Origin of the sequence: Dysgonomonas sp. Shenzhen-Wh21 (assembly GCF_043392705.1) — a bacterium.
In the GTDB taxonomy this organism is placed as follows: Bacteria; Bacteroidota; Bacteroidia; order Bacteroidales; family Dysgonomonadaceae; genus Dysgonomonas.
Genome location: NZ_JAIXHZ010000093.1, coordinates 1 through 20,816 on the forward strand (window position 1 = coordinate 1; position 20,816 = coordinate 20,816).

Below are 20,816 nucleotides of genomic sequence, written 5' to 3' on the forward strand. Positions count from 1 at the left end.
AGATTGCTAAAGTTGAGGTTCGCAATAATGCTATACTAGCAGCTAGAAAGGCAGCTTACGACGCTAAACTAGCCAAAGAGGTAGCGGAATATAACGCTAACTATATCGCTAGTCCGGCACGTTATTACGGCAACGGTGCATACAACGGAGATTAATCAAATAACTATCAAATAAGAATAACTTAGATATAATACACATTTAAAAACTTATCATTATGGAAACAATACTAATCGATGAAAAAGAATTAAGAGACAAACTTGTAAAGAAAGCACGGGAAATGAACGCAAGTATACTAGAGTACCAGCGAGAAAAAGAAAGTGAATTTGGCATAAAACCTATCTCTTATGTGGGTGGACTGACTGGTGTATTCTGCAGTGAAAAATGGACATTAGAGAATAATATAAATAACCTACTCGCCATCTTTCATAACAACTTTATCGAAAGCATATTCTTTCAACTCAACACTATAAAGCAAGACAAAACGCTTGCTATCGTGCTAAGATATTTACAAAGCAGGGGACTTGAAGAAGATTTTGCTCAATTCAAGAATCAGGTAAAACATACATCACCTAATCGGAAAAACTTTATACCAATTCAAGAGAAAACGGAGCTATCCGATAAATAGCGATTTAACTTTGTATTGCAGCCGTCTTGCTTGTGATAAGTGAGGCGGTTTTATTATTATCCCTATTTTCTATTCTTATGTCAATCCGTACACCTTTAGTACACCCCAATAAAACAAAGAACCCTGATAATCAAACGACTAACAGGGTTAAATTGTACTCGGAGCGGGACTTGAACCCGCACAACCGTAATGATCACAAGATTTTAAGTCTTGCGTGTCTACCATTCCACCATCCGAGCAGCCTATGAGCGAAAGACGGGATTCGAACCCGCGACCCCGACCTTGGCAAGGTCGTGCTCTACCAACTGAGCTACTTTCGCAATTACTGCTATATCCAAGGCTATAATCCCAACATTTTGGAAGCCTTTTCCGTTTAGCGAGTGCAAATGTAAAAAATGTTTTCCTTTCTACAAAAGAAATCGCACCTAATTTTGCCCATAATATATATGAAACTCATTTTGTCCCCTTGGTGCAATATAATACGATTGCAAAGAGCTCCTTTTTTCTAAAGCTGGTCCGCTCTTGGGAATACCCGTTCCAGAAATAATATCATATATTGAATTACATTGAGGACATTTTGCTATACCATTATTTGTAGGCAAAACACGCACATGTTCCAACCCTTCTACAGGACAACATAAATCAAAGACAGCAAATGGAGTTGGTGTCAACGTAGAACCTGTATTAATCACAAGAAGCCCGGAATAGCCAACATATGGACTACCTGCCCTATCTCCATTTAGAACTTGCAGGCCTTTTACGTTTGCCACTAACTTTTCGTAATTTGCCTTATCCTTACTCCTTAAATATACATTGATGTTCCCTGTGTTATTTAAGTTATTATCCAAGAATGATGTATTGATGTTAAAATTGACACGACTAGCAGGAATAGTATACTTTGGTTTTTCATTTTCACAACCCAAAAACACCAACACAACTATCAAAACTATATATTTTATCTTTTTCATATTCTTACAAAACGTTATCAACGACTTAATATTATTTCATATTCTGCCTCAATGCTTCCAGATTTCTTTTCAACCCTGTAAATTTAGCACGCTTCACCGCCGAACCCTTAAATATCTTCTGGTAGTCTTCAACCGACAGCTTATCGAGGCGGTCAAAAGACAGGTCTAGAAAAGCCTGAGAGGGGTTAAACTCCTCCGTCTGATGCGGCTGCGAGTATCTGTTCCAAGGACAAACTTGCTGGCAAATATCACAGCCATAAAAACGATTATTCATCTTCGAGATTACCTGTTCATCAATCTCGCCACGATTTTCTATCGTCTGATACGAAATACACTTACTCGCATTCACCACTCTAGGCTTTACGATAGCCGATGTAGGACATGCATCGAGGCAGCGAGTACAGTTTCCACACGATAAATTCAATGGAGTATCGTATGTCAGTTCCAGATTGATGATCAATTCGCCCAGAAAGAAATAAGAACCCTTCTTCGGGATGATCAGCAACGAATTTTTTCCAATAAATCCCAATCCGGCCTTGGCTGCCCAATAACGTTCTAAGATTGGCGCTGTATCAACAAAAGCCCGTCCTTCGGTCGTCGGCTCTAAGCTCTTAATGTAATCCAGCAGCGTTTGTAGCTTACTCTTCACCACATCGTGATAGTCTTTGCCATAGGCGTAATAAGCAAATTGAGGATTTTCTTGCGGTTGCTTTGTTTCGGGGTAATAATTCAATGCGACACTGATCACCGAACGGGAACCTTCAACCAATAAAGTAGGGTTGCATCGTTTCTCCGAATTTCTAGCCATATAATCCATATCGGCATGATATGAATGACTAATCCAGTCTTTAAAATACTGTTGTTCCTCTAGCTCTATCGGCTCAGCCTTACAAATCCCACAAGCATCAAAGCCAAGACTATAAGCATAATCTTTTATTTGCAGGGAGATATCTTCGTTTGCCAACATTTTACTTTTGGTATCTATCAACTCGCTTCAGCCCAAGATATTCATCCACTGTAGGATCTACGTATATTTCCTCTTTTGTATTCTTATTCCTGAACACAACAAAGTCATGATCTTTAAACCACCCGCTCTTAGCATCTTTAGTCATGTTGCTCCCAAAGAGGTACAGCTTGCCTTTCTTGGGTTTAGCCTCCCACTCCTTATCCATTCCAAACCTCTTGATAAGGTAAGTACCTACAGCAGATGTAAAAGCAGCATAGCCGGTATAATTAGCCTCTGTGGCAACAAAAAGCTTCTGAGGATCACTCTCCTGAGCATCGGAAGAAAAATCCAATACTTTTGTAGTTATCTCCTGAGATAAGTCGATAATCTGCTCAATGCTTATAGTAGCATCTAATGCCTCATCGTTAGGTAGACTCTGATTGATGAATGTAGCCAAATCTCCTTCTTTTATATCATAAGACTTACGGCTTCCGCCATCTTCATATTTTACAGCCATGCGGTAAATGTTTCCTCTAAACAAAAAGAGTAATACGATAACAACTACAATAGCGGCAACAACTTTCAATAAATTACTATTAGTCTTCTTTTTCATATTTTAATCACTAAAAAGTGACAACGTCACATAAAACTAAAAACCTACTCAACAATACATTACAAGCAAAAGGTGACAAAAGTGACACTTTTCAGAGTACTTTTATTTGTTACCTTTTTTTGTCATGTATCATCCTCTTTAATAGATAAAAGTACAATTATTTTATTATATATGAGGTTTATACAGAAAAATCTACTTCCCTAGTAGCCCTTTACTTACATACCACCTGAATTGTATCAGCTTCCAACCCTTGTCGGGAGAGAGCCTCAATGCATAAGCAAAAAACAAGACAATAGAGCCCGCCCATTTTTTACATTCGGCAAAAACTCTGTTTTGGTAGGTCTTGGGTGATATCGATTTAGTACGAATACGTTCGCTTTTTCCGATAGAATAAGTTAGTTCCCTGAAGTGAGATTCTGTAAGTTTTTTTTCGGGGATATAATGATGGATACCCATTTGTGGCAGGTAATAAAATTTTTCACCACCTCTTGTCAGTCTGTCATAAAGGTCTTTCTCTTCAGCCCCGATCAGCCCTGTTCCCTTGCGGCCCAATTCTACATTAAACAGTCCGTATTTATCAAATACTTGTTTTCTGAAAGCTGAATTTCCACCTCCGGGATATTTACCGTTGCTGAAAGGTTTTATCTTATCTCCTTCGTACAGGGCTCCACCAATAAGCTGCTCGGTATAATGAGACAGCCATTTCGGTTTATCCACCTCATATACTGGCACAATAGGCCCGCCACATGCCGATACGGTGGGGTGAGATTCGAAGAATGATTTTATGGACGAAAGATAGGATTCGAAGGCAGTAGCATCATCATCTACAAAAACAAGGATATCTCCCCTACTCTCCTGCACACCTCTGTTGCGTGCATACGAAAGTCCCTGTTGAGTTTCAAGAAAATATCGGAAATTAACTCCAGGATAATCATATCGAAACTGCTTACAAATACTTTCTGTAGAATCTGTACTGTTGTTATTCACCATAACTATTTCGTAGTCGTGATATGGAATATTCTGTTGCGAAATACTTTTCAACGCATTGTACAGATATTTCTCCCTATTGTATGTACAGAAAATAACAGATAGCTTCATTTTATTTTTCCTTTCTCTTCAAAACAAAAGGTCTTATAATTATGCCGATCAACAACAAAACAAGTACTGCCGAAGAAGCTGTTGCCACATGGCGGCTGTTATAATATCCCTGAGGCTCAAACTTGAAAACAATTTCATGCTCTCCTGCCGGAACACGCATTGCCCGCAATGTCCAATCGGCACGGAAGTGAGGCACTTCCTTTCCATCAACATAAGCTTGCCAACCATTCGAGAAATAAATCTCAGAAAGTACGGCTAGTTGATCTGAGGCAGCTTTTGTTTTGTAAGTCAACACATCCGGCTTATATGATACTAGTTCTATCGTAGCTGTAGAGTCGGGGGTAATTTTCAATCCCGACAATTCGCTTTCGAAACGCTTATCCACAACGGCTGTTGTGTGCGGATCTAAAGTATTGATTGCCGCAATTTCTTCGTCAGCATTATTTACCAACTTGTATTCATTTACAAACCAAGCATTTCCCATTGCATTCGGATTTACCAATGGTGGTTGTTCAGGATGATATATTACGTATTTTGCATTCAACATATTCAGTGCTTTCGTTTTATTAAACGATGCCATGATTGTATCTATATTTTGCGAACTGAATGTGCCGATGATCTGATTAACTTCACCATCCAGACGACTATCGATCAATTCCTGATAACGTTTCAGTTTGGCTGCATGATAGCCTCCAATAGATTTATGATAATAAGAAGTCGTTGTTTCCGCAAACGGATTATTGAGATTCAAAACCCTGTAGGAAGGATGTCGATCTTTCAAGATAGCTTGATCGGCTACCGAGGGAGAAAACGTCTCTGTTTTGTAGGTGCTTTTAGCCACAAAATTATTCTCATTCAAATAGCGTTTATCAACTCCCCACAAATCGATCAAGACTAAAACGGCAAGTCCCAGCGAACCGTATATTGTCATTTTCTTTGTATCAACCTTCGTCCGAAGAGAGAAATACAAAATTGCTGCACCCAACAAAACAAACACCAAAGAGCGTAAAGCATCGGACGACATCAAGTCTTGACGATCGGCTAGCAATGCATTATAATACCATTCAGGAACCTGTGCTTTCCATTGTGCATCTGCACCCGAAGTGAAATTGAAGAATGCTCCCGGCGCTATCCAAAGAATAAGGCAAAAACCACCAACTACGCCTAACGATATATAAAGTGCTTTCTTTAGTTTCTTTTTATCTATTTCTCCCGAGAAAAATTCTTTTATTCCCCACACCGCAACCATAACAATAGTGAGTGCAGGCACTACCAAAGCCGTAGACACTGCCCTGAATTTACTATAGAGCGGGAAGTGATAGAAAAACCAGTCGTTGAACCATTCCAGATTTTTACCCCAAGCCAGCAATATGAAAAAGATAGTAGCCACGAGTAAACCCCATTTTACATTGCTTCTTATAATGATCATACCCAACAGGAACAAGAAGCAAACGATTGCTCCCAGATATACAGTTCCCTGAGTAAACGGCTGGTCGCCCCAATACTGAGGAATGCGTGACACCTGATTGGCAAATTCGGCAGGAATTTCTCCCGATTGTACCTTCTGAGTCAATACTTTTATACTCTGAGCATCTTTGTCATAAGGCTTCGATTCTCCCCCGTACAGATTAGGAACAAGGAATGTGAATGTTTCCGCTTTGCCATAGCTCCACCCAAAAGCATAATCTTTGTCGAGTCCTGACGATTGCTTTTCCGATTCAGACTTCGGCGAAGTCAACTCAGACTTTCCACGCGTACTTTCTCGTGCCATTTCCATATTGCCGTATATATTCCCCAGATTAGCCAACACAGCCAAAGCCACAGCAATAATCATCGCACCACACGACATAAGGAATGACTTATAATTCTTTTTTGAGAGAACCTCAACTGCATATGTAATGAAGAGTATAACACTGAGTAAACCTGTATAATAAGTCACCTGTAAGTGATTACTTTTTATCTGTAGAGCCAGCCCCAAACCAACCAACACACTACCGAGCAGAATTTTATTCTTAAACAACGACATAAAGCCTGCCACTATCAGCGGCATGTATGCCAGTGCCCATGCTTTAGTCACGTGCCCGGCGTTGAGTATAACAATATTGTAAGATGACAGCGAATAAGCAACAGCCCCCAATATAGCAACTGCCGGACTGAATCCCATCAAGCAAAATAAGATATAGGCCATCAGCATACCTGCAAAAACAGGTCCTGCCGTAGTGTTGCCCAATGCTTTTACAGGAGCTTCGAGATAGTCAAGAAAATTTGGACTGCCTCCATGCACACCTATCTGATACGCAGGCATACCGGAGAACATCGAGCCTGTCCATGCCGAAGTCTTACCCTCATTATAGTAATAGTCACTAATTTCCTTTGCTGAGCCCTGATATTGTGTTACATCGTGCTGCGACAACACTTTACCTTGCAACATAGGGCTAAAATATGCCATTGTTATAAATAAAAATGCAACCACTGCAATAATATGTGGCAACAACATCTTCACCAAAGACTGCTCTTTTTTTATCATCTTATTTTGTGTTTGTTATTTTCTTCTTTAATATATAAATCAACGAACTACTGCCATTTTTATTCCTCAAAGTACGTAGGAAATAAACTCCACCTCGAATCAATCCTCGCAAACTGGCAAACGAATGTCCCATATTTTTCTCACTCAGCATAGATATATAGAAAGCATCGAAATACATCGGCTTCACTTCTATAATTTCGAACTGATGCCTGTTTGCAATGCGCTGAAAATCGGAAGAAGAGAAATGCCATAGGTGGCGGGGCACATCGTAGGCAGCCCAATATTCTTTATAGTATCTTGCATCAAACGATTCTTTATTGGGCAAAGCAATAACGAGAGTACCGTCATCTTTCAATATTTTTTGGAGATAGTCCAGTACACTGTTCAGATGTTCGAGATGCTCCAGCACATGCCACATCGTAATCACATCTTTTGTCTGGCACGGAATCTCGTAAAGATATTCGGAGTCCTGACAATCTATGCCGAATTTTTGTTTTGCATACTTTCTGGCTGATGCCGATTTCTCTATGCCTGTTACAATCCATTTCAGTTCTTTCATCCGATTTAGGAAATAGCCGGTTCCTGAACCTATATCAAGCAGCATCCCTTTTTTACTGCCCGCATATTTGGTAACTAGCTTCGACTTCGACTTCAAAGCTATCTTACGAGCCAGATGGTACAGACTGTTTATTATTCCCCGGTTTGTATCCGAGTGTGAAATATATTCAGGTGCTTCGTAGTATTTTCCGATTTCATTTTCGACAGGAAAATCCTGAGTAAAAGCAAAACCACATACATTGCATTTATTGATTTCAAAGACTTCCTGAGTTGTAAGATAATCTTTACAGGATAGAAAAGGGTCAATTCCACGACTTCCGCAGACAGGACAAATTACAGTATGAACTTTCTTTATAGAGCTCTCCATTTTCTTTATAATACAAATTGCGTTCTATCTACTTCGTCAAAATTTTTAATTATCTGGCAATCCGACCAGTCTGTATAATCGTCATCATTTGAGTTTACGACAATTATTTTTCCGGCTTTTGCATTTCGTGCAGATTGCAATCCGGCTACAGCATCTTCGAATATAATGACATCCTCAGGTTGCTTGCCTATAATAGCCAAAGCATTCTGATATATCTGAGGATCGGGTTTTCCTTTTATCTTTCCGTTGTTATAAACAACCTTATCGTATTCGAACCATCGGGTAAGAGGAAGATGCTCGAAATAAAAATCGAGATTCTCTTTCCCTGAGGCAGTGGCAATGGTAAATGGTATTTTATTCCCTTTCAGGAAATCCAGGAAGTCAGCAACTCCGGGTGCTAATTGCATATCGGTTTGCAAACACAGATCCTGATACAGTCCTTCTTTTTCAAGCACATACTTTTGAATTTCAACGTCAGACAAGGGCTTATTAAATAATTCAATAAACAAATCCTTATTGTTTTTACCATGCATCTTCTTAAACTTGTCCTCATCGGATAAAAACAAACCATGTTTAGTCAGAAATATATCCCATGCTTTATTATGCAGCTTAGTATCCCAAAATAATGTTCCGTTAAAATCAAATATTACTCCCGAAAAAAGCATTATACCATTTGTTAAGAATTCAGCCACAAATGTACGAAATACTTAGATATATAGATATTTGAAGAGATAACTATTATTATTTTTATATAAATCACTAAAACATTTGCTTTAACTTTGACGTTAGAGAAACAAAGCCAACTATAGAGTTTAGACACTAATTAAATAAAATAAACAATGAAAAAGAATCTTAAAGAAGCAATAGAAGGTCGTAGAACATATTACGCTATCAATGACAAGAGCCCTATTTCAGATAATCAGATAAAAGAAATTATAGACTTCGCAGTTTTGCATGTTCCATCATCATTCAATTCGCAATCTACAAGGGTAGTTCTCCTATTGAATGACAACCACAAAAAACTGTGGGATATTGTAAAATCGGTATTAAAGAAGCTTGTTTCACCTGAAGCTTTTCCGGCTACAGAAGCGAAGATAGACGGTGCATTTGCTGCAGGTCACGGAACAATACTTTTCTATGAAGATACAGATGTTGTAAAAGGCTTGCAAGACGCATTCCCTGCATACAGCGAAAACTTCCCTGTATGGTCTCAGCACACATCGGCAATGCACCAGTTTGCTATTTGGACAATGCTCGAAGAAGCTGGATTAGGCGCATCACTGCAACATTACAATCCGATAATTGATGAGGAAGTAGCCAAAGCATTCAACATCAGCCCTAAATGGAAACTGATAGCTCAAATGCCATTTGGCACACCAACAAGCGAAGCAGGACCAAAGGAATTCCAACCGCTAGAAAGCAGAGTAGTAGTATTTAAATAAAAGAAAGAATAGGTTAAGTTCTTTATCAAACAAAGGGAGCGGCAAAAACCGCTCCCTTTGTTTTATTATAATTCCTCAAATCGTCCTTGGAAGAAACGAAGGAATTTAGGCTCGTACACCATCTTCAATCCCCGGGCTTTATCCCGATCTTTAAACATCTCTATTATACTCCAAGCTGCCACATCGAAATGAGCCTGTGTATATACCCGACGAGGAACAGTCAATCTCACCAACTCCAGCTCGGGATAATAGTGATCACCTGTCTGTTTATTCCTTCCTGCCGATACAATTCCTCGCTCCATTCCTCTCACTCCTGATTCGATATAAATATCCGCAGCCAGTTTCTGTGCAGGAAATTGATCTTGTGGTATATGTGAGTAAAATTTCTTGGCATCAATAAATACACCGTGTCCTCCGATAGGCAACACAATTGGTATACCTGCCTCATACAGCAGATTACCGAAATATTCGACCTGACGAACACGCGAGGCTATCATATCATCCTGTACAGCTTCGATCAGTCCCTGAGCCATCGCTTCCATATCCCTTCCGGCAAGACCTCCGTATGTTGGCATTCCTTCGTATACAACAATCAGACTTCGTAAATCATCGTAAAGATCAGCATCGTTACACATAACCAAACCTCCGATATTTACATACAAATCTTTTTTGGCACTGACTGTCGCAGCATCGCTATAAGAACAAAATTCACGATTTATATCCTCTACGCTGCGATTTTTGCAACCCTCTTCGCGCTGTTGGATAAAATACGCATTCTCTATATTGCGTGTAGCATCCAACACAACTTTGATACCATGCTTGTGAGACAGTTCCGATACGGCCTTCATATTCGCCATACTCACAGGCTGCCCTCCCGCCATATTCACAGGGGCACCGACAGTAATGTAGGCTATATTTTTTGCACCTTTTTCTTTAATCAGCCTCTCATATTTTTCGAGGTCTATATTTCCCTTGAAAGGATGTGTAGATTGACTTTTGTGCGCCTCATCGATAATCACATCTACAAATGTACCTCCTGCAATCTCCTGATGCTGACGTGTAGTCGTAAAATACATATTACCTGCCACATACTGTCCCGGAGTAATCATACATTTGCTTAGTAAGTTTTCGGCTCCACGACCTTGATGAGTAGGCAGAATATATTTGTAACCGTAATATTTTTTACAGACTTCTTCCAAATAGTAGAAACTGCGGCTACCGGCGTAAGCCTCATCCCCGATCATCATTCTCGACCATTGCATATCACTCATCGCATTCGTTCCGCTATCCGTCAACAAATCGATATAGACATCATCGGCATGGAGTAAGAAGGTATTCCATCCGGCTTCTTTCATACATTTCAAACGATGCTCCCTTGTTGTGGTTTTCAGGGGTTCTACTACTTTGATGCGATAGGGCTCTGCCCATGGTTTCTTTGAGAATGCCATATTCGTAGATTTTTGGTTAAAAGAATTATTTATCGAAAAGAAAATAAAGCAAGGTCAACTAACTATTTGACAAATCAAACAGCACTACACTACAAATATAAAATAAAAACATCAAAAAGAAAATAGAAACAAACCTTATTTACTTACAAAATAACAGGGATCAATCTTGTTCGCAAAGTTGATCATACATTTTTTTAAGACTTTTTAATATTTTCTTTTTATATAGGCTTATATTCCTCATGGCCAAGAAAGAAGAGAAAGAACCGCTAATAAATACAATAAGAAAACCAGGAAAGAACGCTTCATTCGTAACAACATCAAGAAAAGACCTGTTTATTGAATATACGAAAAAAGACAGATAGCATGGTAAAATCATTAAGATCGCAAAAAGATAACGAACCGGATACATCTTTTGCGATTTGGATATCTCATTTATCCGATACCTCAACCAATCTCTGAGAGGAAGACTCATCGTATTATAATTTATCTTATAGTGCGATCGGATGCCCGATACAACAAAGACAGCAACTACAAAGCATAGCACTATATTGTTTATTAGATAATAGGTATCACTCGCTCTTTTTATTCCGGCATATACCAGTAATACAAAAAGTATAATTCCTACCGATATGGAAATATAATCAATAAAAGAATGTTTTCTCATCACTTTGACAACCTTCTTTTCTAGCAGCTTTTTGAGGTCTTCAGAAGATTGAGCCTCTATATTAGAGCTTCCTTTGTGCCATATATCTTGTAAATTATCCCTTTTCATAACCCATCTTAATTAAGTTGTCCTTCAAAATATTTTTTGCTCGGTTTATCCTAGTCCCTACATTGGATTTACTTATACCTATGATTTCTGAAATTTCTTCATAGCTTTTCTCCTCCAAATAAAGCAGTATGATCGATTTGTCGATATCATTCAAATTATAAATAGCTGTCAACAGCATACTCATATCTTCATCCACAGCCCATTGCTTAGCCATATCTACACAAGCCTCATCGGGCAATTCTTCCCGGTACTGCATCCGGGAATCTTTTCTAATTCGTGATATAGAAGTATTGATAGATATTGAGTATATCCACGATACAACGTTCTCTCTATTTCGTAAAGATGCGTATGCTTTCCACATCTGATAAACAATTTCCTGAAAATTATCTTTCCGTTCATCTTCATGCCTAAAGTAGATAAGACTCACCTTATGCAAAATGGATTGATATTTTTCCAGCATTTGTAGAAAGTTCTCTCTCAGATCATCCATATCATTATTGTCCTTTTACTATATAGTAGAAGTTACTTGAATTTTATTACAAGAAAACTATTTTTTTATAATAATACTGTATATTCTATTTGTCATGCTGAGGTAACGAAGCATCTCGACTCTTTATTGCAAGGAGATCCTTTCTTCGCTCAGAAAGAACGTTCGACGGAACGCAGTGTAATCAATGACAAAAGACGACAATAGTTTTTTACGCTTTACTCCGTGAGACTTCGTGGTCAAAAATCAAAATAAGTTCAAATAAAAAACCGACACACCTCTTGAGGTATATCGGTTTAAGAGAAATATATTATTCTTTATCCTATCTGACAACCCGGTTCTACATCCTTAGAAGGTGTAATAAGCGATAAATTACCGCCCCCATCTTCTACAGAAAGAATCATCCCTTGCGACTCTATTCCTTTTAGTTTCCGTGGTTCGAGATTTGCAATAAAACACACCTGCTTACCTACTAAATCTTCAGGCTTGTACCAAGCTGCTATTCCCGAAATAATGGTACGTTTACCCATGCCATCATCAATTAAGAATTGCAACAATTTATCAGCTTTAGGTACTTTTATACACTCCAAAACTGTTCCAACACGAAGATCGAGCTTCGAAAAATCATCAAAAGCAACGTTTGGTTTCTGCGGAGCAATTTTTACTTCCACAGCCTGTTCATTTGCTTTTTTAGTATCCAGAAGTTTCTGGATTTGTTTTTCTATCGTTTCATCTTCTATTTTAGAGAACAACAATTCCGAATGATTCAACGGATGTCCTACAGGCAGCAGATCAATGCGTCCTAGTTGATCCCATGTCAGGTTATCAACATTTATAAACCGGCGTATCTTTTTCACGCTGAATGGCAAGAACGGCTCGAAAGCGATTGCGAGATTGGCTGTAATCTGTAGAGATATATTCAATATTGTTTCTACACGTGCCATATCCGTTTTAACGACTTTCCAAGGCTCTGTATCTGCCAGATATTTGTTACCGATACGAGCCAAATTCATGGCTTCTTTAAGCGCATCGCGGAAACGGTATGTATCGAGATAAGATTCGACTACAGCCTTTACATCTGCAAACTCTTTAAGGGTTTCCTTGTCATAGTCTGTCAGTTCATTCAGCTGCGGTACTTTATTCTCAAAATATTTTTGGGTAAGTACTAATGCACGATTGATAAAGTTCCCCAGAATAGCTACAAGCTCATTGTTGTTACGAGCCTGAAAATCTTTCCACATAAAATCATTATCCTTCGTTTCGGGAGCATTAGCCGTGAGTACATAACGAAGTATATCTTGTTGTCCCGGAAAATCTTCGAGATATTCGTGCAACCACACAGCCCAGTTTCGAGAAGTAGATATTTTATCTCCCTCCAGATTCAGGAATTCATTTGCCGGGACATTTTCAGGTAAAATAAAAGAACCTTCAGCCTTCAACATGGCAGGGAAAACGATACAGTGGAAAACAATGTTATCTTTCCCGATAAAGTGTACCAATTTCGTATCTTCCGATTTCCACCATTTCTCCCAGCTATCCGGCAGCAATTCTATCGTATTAGAAATATATCCGATAGGAGCATCGAACCACACATAAAGTACTTTTCCTTTTGCATCGGGCAGTGGAATAGGCACACCCCAATCGAGGTCGCGACTTACGGCACGAGGTTGTAACCCCATATCCAGCCATGACTTACACTGTCCGTAAACATTCGATTTCCACTCTTTATGATCTTCGAGTATCCACTGACGAAGCCACGATTCGTGCTTGTCAAGAGGCAGATACCAGTGTTTTGTTTCACGCATCACAGGAGTAGAACCTGATATTGTAGAGCGAGGATTTTTCAGATCGGTAGGACTAAGCGATGTTCCGCACGACTCACACTGATCTCCGTAAGCATTCGGATTGCCACAGTGAGGGCATTCACCCATAATATAACGGTCGGCGAGAAACATCTGAGCTTCCGCATCATAATATTGTTCACTTGTTTTTTCCTCAAAAGCTCCCTTATTATGCAACGTTAGAAAAAAGTCAGAAGCTGTCTTTTTATGAATATCAGAGCTTGTACGGGAATAAATATCGAAAGCTATTCCGAAATCTTCAAAAGATTTCTTGATAATTCCATGATACTTATCAACAATATCCTGAGGTGTAACTCCCTCTTTCTTTGCACGGATGGTGATAGGAACACCATGCTCATCAGAACCACCTATGTGTATTACATCTTCACCTTTAAGCCTAAGATAACGAACGTAAATATCGGCAGGAATATAAACTCCGGCAAGATGTCCGATATGTACAGGACCATTGGCATAAGGAAGGGCCGATGTAACAAGGGTTCTGTTGTATTTCTTGGTCATATATAGTAAGTTATTTTATATTTAGTTCCCGTAAAATGCATTTTCGTGGTGCAAAGATAGGAACTTAGAGACAAAAAATACAGTCCTTTATGATTTTTGTTTGGGGTTTTGTTTTATGATCAAAAACTCCGCTTTACTCTTTTTACTCTGTGGTAAAAAAAGAAGCGGAGACTACTTTCATTAAAATTGAAACTCTTAACCTTATTAACAACCTTACAAACCCAGCGTTTGCTTTAAGAGCCTATACCCATTCATACTAATCCTCACCTGTGAACCATCTTTGAGCTTTAGCAATTGGCTTTGTTTATTATACAATTCTATTTGCGCTATAAAATCGACATTTACGATACTGGAACGATGTACACGCACAAATTTAGTAGAAGGTAAGAGGCTTTCGAAAGACTTCATCGTTTGCTCTTTGAGGAATTTACCTTTATCCGAGTATATCATCACATAATCTCCCTCTGCCTGTATATAAATTATATTGGAGACAGGGATTACCTCTATTCTTTGCCCATTTTTTACAGCGACACGCTCCAATTCTTCATTTGGTTTTATTTCTTCAGTCACGAGATTCTCTATATTATCATCTTCTGCAATAGGAAACTCATCCGTATTTTCATCTGAACTCTGTACATTAGACTTATATATATTATTGTAAAAAAGTATTGCAGACACATATACCAGCAAGCTTAAAACAATCCGAGTTGTAGAGATCGGCAACAAACCAATCCATTCCTCTTGGGGGAAAAGTGTATACAGAGCTAAAAGATCTGCTCCCAACCAGAAAAACACAAATAATATAGCTAATGCAGTATAATTAACGACCTGTTGCTTAAAAGGCAAAGTAGCAAAGCGAGTATATTTTACAATCTCATACAATAAAAATAAAAGTATAGACAAAACAATCCCCGAGACACAAGCGTCAGCCCACAATACAGGCAAGGGAACCATCGCCAAAGGCTTCATACAGCCATATATAATAGCAGTAGTCAGCAATGCTATAAAAATGTACATTATGATTATCAAGCGACTCTTCATCCTAACGGCTATCTGTTTAATTTCGGATTTCTATATTGCCAAATATACTATTAGCCTCCATTATAACCCGTGCGCCATTTTCATTCTCCAAAGATTCGTCTTTATACAAACGTCGGTCTTGGAAAGCACCTAAAACAGTAGAACTATCCACCTTTAATGTCCATTCTGACGGGATATATACAACCAAGCTGCCAAATATCGCATTCAATTCTAAGTATGCTATATTTTCACCCAGCTGAGCCTTACGCAAATCTAAGATCAACTCTCCGAAAATTACATTAGCTTCTCCTCCTTTAAAGTTTTGAGATAATATGATCTGCTCAGGCAATACATAATAAATCCGATTTTTTCGAAAAGAATATGATTTTCGGAGGCTCTGAGCAGACTCGTGCCACTCATCAGTCTCTGCATTATATACTTTATTCCATCGCTCACCTTTTTTATTATCAGAAGATCTCAACCAGTTTAATACTAAAACGGTGCCCACTGTTATCGGTATTATTGGCCAGTATGTTCTGAAATCGATATCGAGATCAATGAAAATAGTGGGAAATGCAGAACTCAATTTGGGGTAGATAAAAAATAATCCAAAACCAATTGCCAAAAGTCCCTGCCCTAGTTTTCGTTTTACAACAAGAGACCATACCCCAACTCCGATCAATAACATCTGCCACGATATAAATATTGGTCTTAATACATCGGGAAGAATTCCCATATTAAAGAATAAGAAAAAGCCTCCGACTAGAATTAGCAAAACGGCAAAACCGATACCGTCTTTATTTGATTTATCTCTTCTAGCTCTTTTAAAAAAATGTCTATCTTCTAAATTTCGTCTCATAATAAACTTATTTAATGTTATGATGTAAAATTAATCCGACCGGCATATATAAACAAGTAATAATCGATGAACGAATTCTATTTCCCGACAAACGAAAGATAAAAACTTGCAAACAAAAGAATCGGATATGAACCTTTACGACAGGCACTTGTTATATTCGAATATAAAAGTAAAGATTTAACACCAAACAAGTATCTTAAACCTTTATCTTTTTGCTTAGTCATAATAATAGCAAAACAATATTAGAAACAAATTAAATATTAAACAATTAAAACAATAACATGATGAAACGAACTACACTCGCAGCGTTAACACTACTTATGATGAGTCTGTGCTTATCTCTTGCTTCGGTAGCAAATGCACAAAGCAAACAAGAAAGAGCCAAAATACTAGAACCCTATCCGGCAGCAAAAGACGGAATGGTGAGACATGTGATTTATCTAAGTAAAAAGTCGGACGAATCTAAATTCAAGATAGAAATAGTTCCCGGAAAAGTAATGAGCGTGGATTGCAATGTGCATACCCTGATGGGTAAATTGGAAGAAAAAGATTTACAGGGATGGGGATATACTTATTACGAATTCACATCGGATGGAAAAACAGCCTCTACAATGATGGCATGTAATAAGCCGAACGAAAACAGATTTGTATCAAGTCAATCTCTTATTGTGAGATACAATAGCAAACTACCTATAGTGGTATACGCTCCGAAAGGTTATGAGATTAAATATCGAGTTTGGAAAGCCGGCAAAGACCAAAACTCTGAAATAAAATAAGATTGTTGATAATCGTCAAAACAGAGAGACAAGTCGATTTCGACCTGTCTCTTTTTTATAAAGGTCGTTATCGTCTTTTGTTACTTCCTAAAACAAATAAAACTTGTATAGGTATATAAATAACATTTTCTTAAAATATTTATAACTTTGCAACATAAACAAAAATCAGACTTATGTTAACGCTGAAAACAATTAGTGAGAATCCTGAGCTAGTAATTAAAAAGCTGGCTAAAAAACATTTCGATGCAAAAGAAATAATCGAAAAGGTATTGGAAATAGACCAGACAAGAAAGAGAACACAAACCTCTTTAGATTCTTGTTTGTCAGAGTCCAATAATCTATCGAAACACATAGGACAACTAATGAAAGAAGGCAATAAGGCCGAAGCTGAGATTGCAAAAAACAGGGTAGCTGAAATAAAAGGACAAAGTAAAGTTCTCGAAGATACACTTCGCCAAGCAGAACAAGATCTACAAGAATTGCTTGTTCTTATACCAAACCTTCCATCGGACGAAGTTCCTGAAGGAAGAGTAGCCGAAGACAATGTTGTAGAAAAAACAGGAGGCATCATACCTGAACTTGGAGAAGACGCGCTTCCACATTGGGACTTGGCTAAAAAATATGATCTTATCGATTTCGAACTTGGCGTAAAGATTACAGGAGCGGGATTTCCGGTATATAAAGGAAAAGGAGCACGCCTACAACGTGCTTTAATAAACTATTTCCTTGACGAAGCTCGTGAATCCGGATATCTGGAAGTACAGCCACCTTATGTAGTAAATACTGCTTCGGGTTATGGTACAGGTCAGTTGCCGGATAAGGAAGGACAAATGTATCATGCTACGTTGGATGATTTGTATCTGATACCTACAGCCGAAGTTCCTGTAACAAATATATATCGTGACGTTATTCTCGAAGAAAAAGATCTTCCGATTATGAATACGGCATATTCTGCTTGTTTCCGTCGCGAAGCAGGTTCGTACGGGAAAGACGTTCGTGGATTGAATCGTTTACACCAGTTCGACAAAGTTGAAATTGTTCGTATCGACAAACCTGAGCACTCTTACGACTCTTTGAAGGAAATGGTTGCTCATGTTCAGTCACTCGTTGATGAACTTGAATTGCCTTGGCGAATACTTCGTCTATGTGGTGGGGATATGAGTTTCACTTCTGCCCTTACATTCGACTTTGAGGTATTCTCGGCAGCACAAAAACGTTGGCTCGAAGTAAGCTCGGTATCCAATTTCGAAAGCTATCAGGCAAACCGTCTGAAATGCCGCTATCGGGATGCAGACAAAAAGATACAGCTGGCTCATACACTGAACGGCAGCGCATTAGCTTTACCCCGCATTGTTGCTGCATTGTTAGAAAACAATCAGACCGATGCAGGCATTCGCATACCGAAAGTATTGGTGCCATATACAGGTTTTGAATTTATTAATTAAAGTGAAAATCATACTATTTGCCACAAAAAAGCGTTATACTAAATGGTAATGTATTAATTTTGCGTCAAATGCTAAATCTAACATATTAAAATAAAGGATATGAATAAAAAATTAATTGGAATTGGATTAGCTCTGGCTTTCCTTATTGCATTTGGGTCTTGTAAACCTAAACAAAGTGCATATAAGTCGGTATATGAAGCTGCGAAAGAAAGAGAAATGGAAGAGAACTCAGTATCTTCAACTCCTGTTTCGAAACCGGCGACTACGACTCCTAGCTACAGTAGCGAAACCGTTAGAAAAGAAAAAGTAACCCCGGTATACGAAAGTGATGCTAATGGGTTGAAGGCTTACAGTGTAGTTGTTGCTGCAATGGCAATGAAACCCGGAGCTGAATCTTTGAAAGAAAGATTTGGAAACGACGGTTACAATATAATATTGGTTCGCAACGATCAGGGAATGTATCGTGTAATTATAGCAAGTTACGACTCGAAGGAACAAGCTGTAGCTAAAAAGAATGAAATCCTCGAAAAATACCATGCAATGGGAGATGTATCTGCTCTAAAAAGCAAATACGGAATTCCATTTAACGATTGGTGGATATTACAGCGAGAATACTAAACGAATATAAGAGGAGAGCCTTAACAGCTCTCCTTTTTTCATGTTTATAACTAAAGCCAATGCCATTTAAACACCCTTACTTTTAACCTTTAGAGTATTAATTGAACGTCTTTTTTTATATCTTTGTATAGTGATATAGATAATATTTACTAAACAAACATCTAAGAATGAAGACAATCTACACAACTTTACTACTATCAATTATTATGTTTGTATCCTCTTGTGGATCACAGGAAAAATCTATTACTAAATTTTATCGGGAGGCAAACAATCAGATGAAAGGAGAAAGCTTCTTAATCGAAGAAAGCAAAAATACTTCGGGTAAAGAAACGAAAAGTAGTAGCGAATCAATAAACTATGCGGCCGAATCGGCTTACATGGCTCAGGTAAAAACTACTTATGAACATTATAAAGTAAATCATGATGATTCGGAGTATGCAAATGGAGATGTATATTTGGAAGCTGCAAAACGCAGACAGGCTCTTATCGATCAATGTCCCGATTGTCCGAAGAAGACATCTGTTGTGGTGCCTGTAACATCACCGTCTAATGCTCAAGCAGAAGGAGGACAAACAAGCGAAACATTGGTTGGAGAACCCGAAAGTTCAGACTTTTTTGCGCATTTACTCGATAGTGAGAAGAAAACGCTCAAAACAGAAGGATTATCTTACTTAAATAAAGAAGATAAAGCAAAGCTTAAAAAATATAATGTAGTAATAGCTTCACTAACGAATAAATATAATGGATCAGAACACCTAAAAAAAACGTTAGGGGCGAAAGAGTCTTTAATCGTAGTAAAAAACACTTCGGGTATATATTATGTTATTATCGGAACGTATGACTCGGAACAGGAAGCTTTGAATAAAATAAAGACCGTGGAAGAACAGTATAATGCACGAAAGTCTTCTGCACAATTATTGAAAACATACAGAATACCATTAACAGATTTATGGATTCTACGAAAATAGTGTAAACAAAGATATTTGATAAGGATGAAGATAAAGTTCTTAGGAACAGGAACATCCACAGGAGTCCCTGAAATTGGCTGCAAATGTGAGGTATGCACCTCTAATAACATAAAAGACAGACGCCTGCGAGCGTCTGTTTTATTGAATATAGGTGATAAGCGAATTCTTATCGATTGTGGTCCTGATTTCCGGGAGCAAATTATTCATGAGGAATTTTCGCACATTCATGGAGTATTACTCACTCACGAACATTATGACCATGTGGGCGGATTAGACGATTTACGTCCTTTCTGTAGATTCGACGATGTAGATATATACTCGAACGCTATTACCTTAGATGCGCTAAAAATAAGAATCCCCTACTCTTTCAGGGAGCACCGCTACCCCGGAGTTCCCACGTTCAGGCTTCACGAAGTGAGTCATGAAGCGTCTTTTTATATAGGGAATATTGAGATACAACCTATAAAAATCATGCATCACATGCTGCCTATTTTAGGTTACCGAATCAATAACTTCGCTTATCTCACTGATGTAAAGCATATACCTGAAGAAGAATACTATAAATTAAAAGACTTGGATACCTTAGTTATTAGTTCTCTACGTATCGACAAGCATATATCTCATTTAAATCTAATAGAAGCTTTGGAAGAGATAAAGAAAATATCTCCTAAGAAAGCTTATCTGACACACATGTCTCATCAAATGGGATTACATGATAAGGTACAGGTCATATTGCCTCCAAATGTATACTTGTCGTACGACGGGCTTGAAATCAATATATAATATAAGGTTATACAACGAAGATTAATAGTATCATAGACCCCGTTAGATTTATTTTTATTCTTGAACAGAATATTACTTAACGAGGACATTAAAAATACACAAGCACATATCAAAAGAGATATTAATAACTTTTTAT

The 20,816-nt window shown here is 38.2% G+C and carries 20 protein-coding genes and 2 tRNA genes; 7 read left to right on the forward strand and 15 right to left on the reverse strand.

Translation table 11 applies throughout. From position 1 onward, the window contains the following. Positions 1-214: 214 nt before the first annotated feature. Complete coding sequence (locus LDB17_RS06265) at positions 215-625, forward strand: hypothetical protein (RefSeq protein ID WP_252637602.1); 411 nt, start codon at positions 215-217, stop codon at positions 623-625. A 155-nt stretch (positions 626-780) separates the two neighbouring features. Here LDB17_RS06265 and LDB17_RS06270 read toward each other — a convergent pair. The 9 genes from LDB17_RS06270 to LDB17_RS06310 all read right to left on the reverse strand — a co-directional run bounded on the left by LDB17_RS06270 (position 781) and on the right by LDB17_RS06310 (position 8,394). Continuing rightward, positions 781-864: transfer RNA gene (locus tag LDB17_RS06270), tRNA-Leu, on the reverse strand. 8 nt (positions 865-872) lie between these two features. Next, positions 873-945, reverse strand: a tRNA-Gly gene (locus LDB17_RS06275). A gap of 105 nt (positions 946-1,050) precedes the next feature. Beyond that, complete coding sequence (locus LDB17_RS06280) at positions 1,051-1,593, reverse strand: hypothetical protein (protein ID WP_252637600.1); 543 nt, start codon at positions 1,591-1,593, stop codon at positions 1,051-1,053. A 31-nt stretch (positions 1,594-1,624) separates the two neighbouring features. Then, complete coding sequence (queG, locus tag LDB17_RS06285) at positions 1,625-2,560, reverse strand: tRNA epoxyqueuosine(34) reductase QueG (RefSeq protein WP_252637598.1); 936 nt, start codon at positions 2,558-2,560, stop codon at positions 1,625-1,627. Position 2,561: 1 nt separating this feature from the next. Further along, positions 2,562-3,152 carry a hypothetical protein gene (locus LDB17_RS06290; protein WP_252637596.1) on the reverse strand — a complete coding sequence of 197 codons (591 nt, stop codon included), beginning with the start codon at positions 3,150-3,152 and terminating at the stop codon, positions 2,562-2,564. Between the two features lie 192 nt (positions 3,153-3,344). Then, entirely contained in the window at positions 3,345-4,250 is a 906-nt protein-coding gene (locus LDB17_RS06295; RefSeq protein WP_252637594.1) for a glycosyltransferase, read from the reverse strand. Position 4,251: 1 nt separating this feature from the next. Next, positions 4,252-6,777, reverse strand: coding sequence for a YfhO family protein (locus LDB17_RS06300; RefSeq protein ID WP_252637592.1), 2,526 nt, complete (start codon positions 6,775-6,777; stop codon positions 4,252-4,254). Position 6,778: 1 nt separating this feature from the next. Continuing rightward, positions 6,779-7,702 carry a class I SAM-dependent methyltransferase gene (locus LDB17_RS06305; protein ID WP_252637590.1) on the reverse strand — a complete coding sequence of 308 codons (924 nt, stop codon included), beginning with the start codon at positions 7,700-7,702 and terminating at the stop codon, positions 6,779-6,781. 5 nt (positions 7,703-7,707) lie between these two features. After that, on the reverse strand, positions 7,708-8,394 hold the full coding sequence (locus LDB17_RS06310; RefSeq protein WP_252637589.1) for an HAD family phosphatase: 687 nt from the start codon (positions 8,392-8,394) through the stop codon (positions 7,708-7,710). Between the two features lie 147 nt (positions 8,395-8,541). On the opposite strand from LDB17_RS06310, the gene LDB17_RS06315 reads away from it, so the two are divergent. Next, on the forward strand, positions 8,542-9,144 hold the full coding sequence (locus LDB17_RS06315; protein ID WP_252637587.1) for a nitroreductase family protein: 603 nt from the start codon (positions 8,542-8,544) through the stop codon (positions 9,142-9,144). A 65-nt stretch (positions 9,145-9,209) separates the two neighbouring features. Here LDB17_RS06315 and LDB17_RS06320 read toward each other — a convergent pair whose 3' ends face one another. The 6 genes from LDB17_RS06320 to LDB17_RS06345 all read right to left on the reverse strand — a co-directional run bounded on the left by LDB17_RS06320 (position 9,210) and on the right by LDB17_RS06345 (position 16,090). Continuing rightward, positions 9,210-10,592 carry a tyrosine phenol-lyase gene (locus LDB17_RS06320; RefSeq protein WP_252637585.1) on the reverse strand — a complete coding sequence of 461 codons (1,383 nt, stop codon included), beginning with the start codon at positions 10,590-10,592 and terminating at the stop codon, positions 9,210-9,212. A gap of 160 nt (positions 10,593-10,752) precedes the next feature. Next, positions 10,753-11,364, reverse strand: a complete 612-nt coding sequence (locus tag LDB17_RS06325) for a hypothetical protein (RefSeq protein ID WP_252637584.1) — start codon at positions 11,362-11,364, stop codon at positions 10,753-10,755. Further along, complete coding sequence (locus LDB17_RS06330) at positions 11,351-11,854, reverse strand: RNA polymerase sigma factor (RefSeq protein WP_252637582.1); 504 nt, start codon at positions 11,852-11,854, stop codon at positions 11,351-11,353. The genes LDB17_RS06325 and LDB17_RS06330 overlap by 14 nt, the downstream gene beginning before the upstream one ends. A gap of 314 nt (positions 11,855-12,168) precedes the next feature. Beyond that, entirely contained in the window at positions 12,169-14,211 is a 2,043-nt protein-coding gene (gene metG, locus LDB17_RS06335) for a methionine--tRNA ligase (protein WP_252637580.1), read from the reverse strand. A gap of 213 nt (positions 14,212-14,424) precedes the next feature. Next, the gene (locus LDB17_RS06340) at positions 14,425-15,228 is read right to left on the reverse strand and encodes a LytTR family DNA-binding domain-containing protein (protein ID WP_252637579.1); all 804 of its coding nucleotides are present in this window, start codon (positions 15,226-15,228) and stop codon (positions 14,425-14,427) included. 40 nt (positions 15,229-15,268) lie between these two features. After that, on the reverse strand, positions 15,269-16,090 hold the full coding sequence (locus tag LDB17_RS06345) for a hypothetical protein (RefSeq protein WP_393924939.1): 822 nt from the start codon (positions 16,088-16,090) through the stop codon (positions 15,269-15,271). 281 nt (positions 16,091-16,371) lie between these two features. Here LDB17_RS06345 and eco point away from each other — a divergent pair, with 281 nt between their 5' ends. The 5 genes from eco (at position 16,372) to LDB17_RS06370 (ending at position 20,680) form a co-directional block, all read left to right on the forward strand. Beyond that, entirely contained in the window at positions 16,372-16,866 is a 495-nt protein-coding gene (eco, locus tag LDB17_RS06350) for a serine protease inhibitor ecotin (RefSeq protein WP_252637575.1), read from the forward strand. Positions 16,867-17,039: 173 nt separating this feature from the next. Further along, a complete protein-coding gene (gene serS / locus LDB17_RS06355; RefSeq protein ID WP_252637574.1) occupies positions 17,040-18,311 on the forward strand; it encodes a serine--tRNA ligase in 1,272 nt (423 codons plus the stop codon). A 99-nt stretch (positions 18,312-18,410) separates the two neighbouring features. Then, positions 18,411-18,929: an SPOR domain-containing protein gene (locus tag LDB17_RS06360; protein WP_135103720.1), complete on the forward strand. Its 519-nt coding sequence runs from the start codon at positions 18,411-18,413 to the stop codon at positions 18,927-18,929. Between the two features lie 167 nt (positions 18,930-19,096). Further along, positions 19,097-19,897, forward strand: coding sequence for a hypothetical protein (locus LDB17_RS06365; protein WP_252637573.1), 801 nt, complete (start codon positions 19,097-19,099; stop codon positions 19,895-19,897). Positions 19,898-19,921: 24 nt separating this feature from the next. After that, on the forward strand, positions 19,922-20,680 hold the full coding sequence (locus LDB17_RS06370) for an MBL fold metallo-hydrolase (protein ID WP_252637572.1): 759 nt from the start codon (positions 19,922-19,924) through the stop codon (positions 20,678-20,680). Positions 20,681-20,816 lie beyond the last annotated feature (136 nt).

What these genes read in the sequence shown, in the direction of transcription:
- LDB17_RS06265 (WP_252637602.1), top strand. Translation starts at nt 215, where the DNA reads ATGGAAACAATACTAATCGATGAAAAAGAATTAAGAGACAAACTTGTA.
- LDB17_RS06280 (WP_252637600.1), bottom strand. Translation starts at nt 1,593, where the DNA reads ATGAAAAAGATAAAATATATAGTTTTGATAGTTGTGTTGGTGTTTTTG.
- queG (WP_252637598.1), bottom strand. Translation starts at nt 2,560, where the DNA reads ATGTTGGCAAACGAAGATATCTCCCTGCAAATAAAAGATTATGCTTAT.
- LDB17_RS06290 (WP_252637596.1), bottom strand. Translation starts at nt 3,152, where the DNA reads ATGAAAAAGAAGACTAATAGTAATTTATTGAAAGTTGTTGCCGCTATT.
- LDB17_RS06295 (WP_252637594.1), bottom strand. Translation starts at nt 4,250, where the DNA reads ATGAAGCTATCTGTTATTTTCTGTACATACAATAGGGAGAAATATCTG.
- LDB17_RS06300 (WP_252637592.1), bottom strand. Translation starts at nt 6,777, where the DNA reads ATGATAAAAAAAGAGCAGTCTTTGGTGAAGATGTTGTTGCCACATATT.
- LDB17_RS06305 (WP_252637590.1), bottom strand. Translation starts at nt 7,702, where the DNA reads ATGGAGAGCTCTATAAAGAAAGTTCATACTGTAATTTGTCCTGTCTGC.
- LDB17_RS06315 (WP_252637587.1), top strand. Translation starts at nt 8,542, where the DNA reads ATGAAAAAGAATCTTAAAGAAGCAATAGAAGGTCGTAGAACATATTAC.
- LDB17_RS06320 (WP_252637585.1), bottom strand. Translation starts at nt 10,592, where the DNA reads ATGGCATTCTCAAAGAAACCATGGGCAGAGCCCTATCGCATCAAAGTA.
- LDB17_RS06325 (WP_252637584.1), bottom strand. Translation starts at nt 11,364, where the DNA reads ATGAAAAGGGATAATTTACAAGATATATGGCACAAAGGAAGCTCTAAT.
- LDB17_RS06330 (WP_252637582.1), bottom strand. Translation starts at nt 11,854, where the DNA reads ATGGATGATCTGAGAGAGAACTTTCTACAAATGCTGGAAAAATATCAA.
- metG (WP_252637580.1), bottom strand. Translation starts at nt 14,211, where the DNA reads ATGACCAAGAAATACAACAGAACCCTTGTTACATCGGCCCTTCCTTAT.
- LDB17_RS06340 (WP_252637579.1), bottom strand. Translation starts at nt 15,228, where the DNA reads ATGTACATTTTTATAGCATTGCTGACTACTGCTATTATATATGGCTGT.
- LDB17_RS06345 (WP_393924939.1), bottom strand. Translation starts at nt 16,090, where the DNA reads ATGAGACGAAATTTAGAAGATAGACATTTTTTTAAAAGAGCTAGAAGA.
- eco (WP_252637575.1), top strand. Translation starts at nt 16,372, where the DNA reads ATGATGAAACGAACTACACTCGCAGCGTTAACACTACTTATGATGAGT.
- serS (WP_252637574.1), top strand. Translation starts at nt 17,040, where the DNA reads ATGTTAACGCTGAAAACAATTAGTGAGAATCCTGAGCTAGTAATTAAA.
- LDB17_RS06360 (WP_135103720.1), top strand. Translation starts at nt 18,411, where the DNA reads ATGAATAAAAAATTAATTGGAATTGGATTAGCTCTGGCTTTCCTTATT.
- LDB17_RS06365 (WP_252637573.1), top strand. Translation starts at nt 19,097, where the DNA reads ATGAAGACAATCTACACAACTTTACTACTATCAATTATTATGTTTGTA.
- LDB17_RS06370 (WP_252637572.1), top strand. Translation starts at nt 19,922, where the DNA reads ATGAAGATAAAGTTCTTAGGAACAGGAACATCCACAGGAGTCCCTGAA.